General features: G+C 68.5%; 5 protein-coding genes. 2 read left to right on the top strand and 3 right to left on the bottom strand.

The window, feature by feature from the left end:
- Window positions 1-144 precede the first annotated feature (144 nt).
- Complete coding sequence (locus E1266_RS36045) at window positions 145-1203, top strand: NAD(P)-dependent alcohol dehydrogenase (RefSeq protein WP_132054894.1); 1059 nt, start codon at window positions 145-147, stop codon at window positions 1201-1203.
- 64 nt (window positions 1204-1267) lie between these two features.
- Here the strand turns inward: E1266_RS36045 and E1266_RS36040 are convergent, their stop codons facing one another.
- Window positions 1268-1747, bottom strand: coding sequence for a peptidase inhibitor family I36 protein (locus E1266_RS36040; protein WP_132054892.1), 480 nt, complete (start codon window positions 1745-1747; stop codon window positions 1268-1270).
- Window positions 1748-1818: 71 nt separating this feature from the next.
- Window positions 1819-2724 (bottom strand): hypothetical protein, encoded by a 906-nt coding sequence (locus tag E1266_RS36035; RefSeq protein WP_132054890.1) that lies wholly within the window; start codon window positions 2722-2724, stop codon window positions 1819-1821.
- Window positions 2725-2986: 262 nt separating this feature from the next.
- On the opposite strand from E1266_RS36035, the gene E1266_RS36030 reads away from it, so the two are divergent.
- Window positions 2987-3478 (top strand): flavin reductase family protein, encoded by a 492-nt coding sequence (locus E1266_RS36030; protein WP_243719314.1) that lies wholly within the window; start codon window positions 2987-2989, stop codon window positions 3476-3478.
- A 58-nt stretch (window positions 3479-3536) separates the two neighbouring features.
- Here E1266_RS36030 and E1266_RS36025 read toward each other — a convergent pair.
- A partial coding sequence (locus E1266_RS36025) for a C39 family peptidase (protein ID WP_132054888.1) occupies window positions 3537-4166 on the bottom strand: 630 nt, incomplete at its 5' end.

Genomic DNA, 4166 nt, shown 5'->3' with positions numbered 1-4166 from the left:
CCCCCTGGACCCAGCCCACCCCGTGACCGTCTCGACCGGCGGCCGATTTCGCGTCCGGGGTCATCTGGCCCGGACGGGACCTTCGTCCGTTGCGCGTGCGGTGCTCGAAGTACTTGGCTGGGAGGAGAGGAAGGGAGGAGGACAATGCGAGCATTGCGACTGCGGGAATGGAAGTCCGACCCGGTGCTGGTCGACGTCCCCGATCCCGAACCCGGGCCCGGTCAGGTCGTCATCCGGGTCGGCGGCGCGGGGGCATGCCACTCGGACCTGCACCTGATGCGCGACTTCGAGGGCGGGCAGCTTCCCTGGGCACCGCCGTTCACCCTCGGCCACGAGAACGCCGGATGGGTGATGGCACTGGGAGACGGCGCGACCGGGCTCCAGGTCGGGCAGCCGGTCGCCGTGTACGGCCCGTGGGGCTGCGGGACGTGCGCGCGCTGCCGCCTCGGGGCGGAGAACTACTGCGAGGACCCGGCGAACGCGCCCGTGCCGTCCGGCGGCGGCGGACTCGGCCTCGACGGGGGCATGGCCGAGTACATGGTCATCCCCGACGCACGGCTCCTCCTGCCGCTGCCCGACGGCCTGGACCCGGCGATCGCGGCACCGCTCACCGACGCCGGTCTCACGCCTTACCACGCCATCCGCCGGTCCTGGGGCAAGCTGCCGCCCGGCGCGACCGCGGTCGTGATCGGCGCGGGCGGGCTCGGGCACCTCGCCATCCAGATCCTCAAGGGCACCACCGCCGCGACCGTCATCGCCGTCGACACCCGGACCGAGGCCCTCGACCTCGCGCTGAAGAACGGCGCCGATCTCGCCGTCCCGTCCGGCGACGGCACGGCGGCGAGCATCCGCGACGCAACCGGAGGACACGGCGCCGACGTCGTTCTGGACTTCGTCGGGTCCGACTCGACCCTCGCCATGGCCGCGGCCTCGGTCCGGACGCTCGGGGACGTGACCATCGTCGGCATCGGCGGCGGCACCCTGCCGCTGTCCTTCTTCTCCGTCCCCTACGAGGTGTCCCTGCAGACGACCTACTGGGGAACCAGAACAGAACTCGCCGAGGTCCTCAACCTCGCCGCGCGCGGGCTGCTGCGCCCGGACATCGTCCCGTTCCCCTTGGACCGGGCGATGGACGCGTACCGGCAGATGGAGGCCGGGAAGCTCAACGGACGGGCAGTGATCGTCCCTCCACACCCCGAGTGACGAGTAGCGGCCACTGGCGTGCACGTGGAGGAATCCCTCGCCGATCCGCTGGGTATGCAGCGGGTCAGGCGTCGCCGCAGTTGTTCACCCACTTGTGCCCGGTGATGTTGTCCTGTGTGGCGAGGTTCTTTCCGGTGCCCGATCCGGACGGCCCCCAGCTGAAGTAGCGGACGCCCAGCCAGGGCCATGCGTCGCCTTGGCCGATGCACGCCCACGCACTGAGCCCGCCGTTCTCCGAGGGCCGGTTGTAGTACAAGTTGACATTGTTGGGCTCGCCGTAGCCGGCGGACTTGTTCCAGACCGAGCTCGCCTTGTTGAGCATGTTGCTCGTCCCCGAGCTGTACTCGCCGCAGGTGGACCAGTCGCGGTCGTTGTTGAACCATCCGCAGATGGCACCGGTGACGTTGTAGTCGGGCTTGTCATAGGCACAGATATAGCCCGTGCTCGGACAGTGTTCCGGGGCGGCGTCCGCGGGGAGGGCCGTCCCGATCGGGACGAACGTCGCCCCGGTCGCGCAGACGACCACCTTGTGGATGAGCTTCATGTGATCTCCCTTCGATCATTCCTGGCTGACGCTGGCGGCCGGGCCGCATTGGATCGCCGCTCAGCGTGGTCTCACCCCGCTTCGACGATGGCGCCGGCACGGCTCAATGCGGCGATCTGGAGCTTCTGATGGCTCGCCAGTTCCCTGTGGAACTTCCGGCGGAGGACGCCGTCGTGGTGGCGGTCGAGCGCCTTCGCCGTGCGGGCCAGTCCGGTCTCGGCGGCGCACTGCGCCTCGACCACGGCGAGCCGGATCTCGAAGGCGCGCGAGGCCACCGGCTCGCCGGCCATGCCCGCGGCGCGCGAGTGCGCCGGGGTCGGATACTGGAAGCCGTTCGTCCGCATGCATCGGGACCATTCGGTGACGGCCTTCAGGTAAGCCTGGTCGTTGAGGACGAGTTCGGCGCGGAAACCAGGCAGGCTTTCGGTGAGCTTCAGCGTGCGATACCAGACCGGAAGATCTCGGTACAGCTTGCGTCTGGCCTCCGAGGTGCAGCCCTTGTCACTGTGCTCGACCGGCTGCCCATTGGGCAGGTAGGCGCGCAGACCCTTGGCGGTCGGCCCGTTCATCGCCACGGTCACGGCGGATTTCCGGGCTGGCGAGAGGCTCTCGAAATAGCGTCGGTTGGCACTGTTCTTGGCCAGCCGATCCCTCTTCTCTTCGAGGTCTGACCCGTAGCCATGCCGACGTGCCCAGGTGACGTCGTCCACGACGTACGGGAAGTTCCGGTGTTCTGGCACGGGATTGCGCGGTGAAGGGTTGTACTCAAAACCGGCACGCCGCATGCACTCTTTGACGAGCAACTGCTCCGCCATGTACAGGCGGTCTGACTCGGCCGGCGTTATGGGTCTCAGCGGTACTTCGCTGACATCACTCGCACGAGCCGTCTCCTGGGAGGCTTCCCAAGTCCCGTATGAGACCGGCACGGCGAGCGCCGCCGCGACCATCAGTCCACCGATGAGCGTGTAGCGTCGCATGGATTCTTCCTTCGCCAGAGCGCCCAGCACTTGATCTGCGACACACCCGCTCAACAGCAGGTGCTCCTCTTCACGTTGATCTTCATTCGACTCATATGAGTGAAGCATCGGCCGGCTTCAGACCGACTTCAGATCGGCTTCACCGATGATCACTGAGCCTTTTTTCAGACGGGTCGCCCGATCGGCGATCGGGCACGGTGCGAGGGAGATGCGAACGCGACGACGTATCGGCGCAGGCGCTGATGCGCCGTAGGCTGCCCGAGTGGACAGTGATGGGTTCGTTGCCGGGTTCGACTACCCGATGTTCGTGGTGACCACCGTTGATCCCGGGACGGGCTCGCCGGCGGGGTGTCTGGTCGGCTTCACCACGCAGACCAGCATCGAGCCGTTCAGGTTCCTCGTTTGCCTGTCGCGGCAGAACCAGACCTATCGGACGGCCGAGGCGGCGACGGTGCTCGCGGTGCACGTGCTCGGCCAGGATGAAGACCAGCGGGAGCTCGCCGCCCTGTTCGGCTCGGAGACCGGCGACGAGGTCGACAAGTTCGCCCGCTGCTCCTGGCAGCCGGGGCCGGAGGGCGTGCCGCTGCTCAGCGGCGCCCAGCGCCACCTGGTCGGGCGGATTCTGGAGCGTGTCACGCTCGGCGACCACTCCGGGTTCCTGCTGGAACCTGTCGAGGTGGCGATCCGGACTGAGGCCGCCCCGCTCACCTTCCGGTCGCTGCCTGACATGGATCCCGGCCACAGCGCCGGTTGAGTCGGTGACGCCGGGCCGCCCCCTGACCGGTGGAAACCCACCGGCCAGGGGCGACCGGTCAGGCCGAGTAGCCCTTCGGGGGGATCAGGGTCGCCAGCTGGTCGAAGGAGAGCCAGTAGATCTGGTAGCCGCCGAACGAGGCGGGGTCGGCGATGAGGACGGTGCGCTGTGCGTCGTCGTAGCCGATCACGGTGAAGTAGTGGTAGATCGTCTGGTCGGGCGGGTAGCCGGGCGGCTGGTTGCCGGGCGGGGCCACGATGTTCGCGACGATCGGGTAGTTGTTGTCGATGTCGAGTACGACGTCCCGCCACAGCAGGTCGCGCTGCGCCTGCGTGGGCGGGTCGTTGGGCATTTCCTTGGTCTCGTACCAGCCGGTGCCGAGCCGGGCGTTGAGCACCCAGGTCACCTGGCTGATGTGGTCCGTGCCGTTCTGGGTGGTGCCGAGCTCGGCGGCCAGGGTCGCCTGGTTCGGCGGTGCGATGCGGGCGGAGAGGGCGATCCGGGTGGCGGCGGGCCCGCACCAGTAGCCGGTCTCCTGGACCTGGTAGTCGATCTCCAGTGTGCGGACGGTCCTGGTCCGCGCGGGTTCGATGTGCAGCCGGGTGCCGGGCTGGTTCTGGCCGGCGACGAGGGCGGTTCCGGCGCTGGTGGGATGGTCGGCCACGACCACTGGAGCGGGGGGCGGGGG

The sequence above is a fragment of the Actinomadura sp. 7K534 genome (assembly GCF_004348575.1).
GTDB lineage: Bacteria > Actinomycetota > Actinomycetes > Streptosporangiales > Streptosporangiaceae > Spirillospora > Spirillospora livida.
The sequence above is the reverse complement of the archived record's forward strand: the minus strand, read 5'-3'. Positions and strand labels throughout refer to the sequence as shown.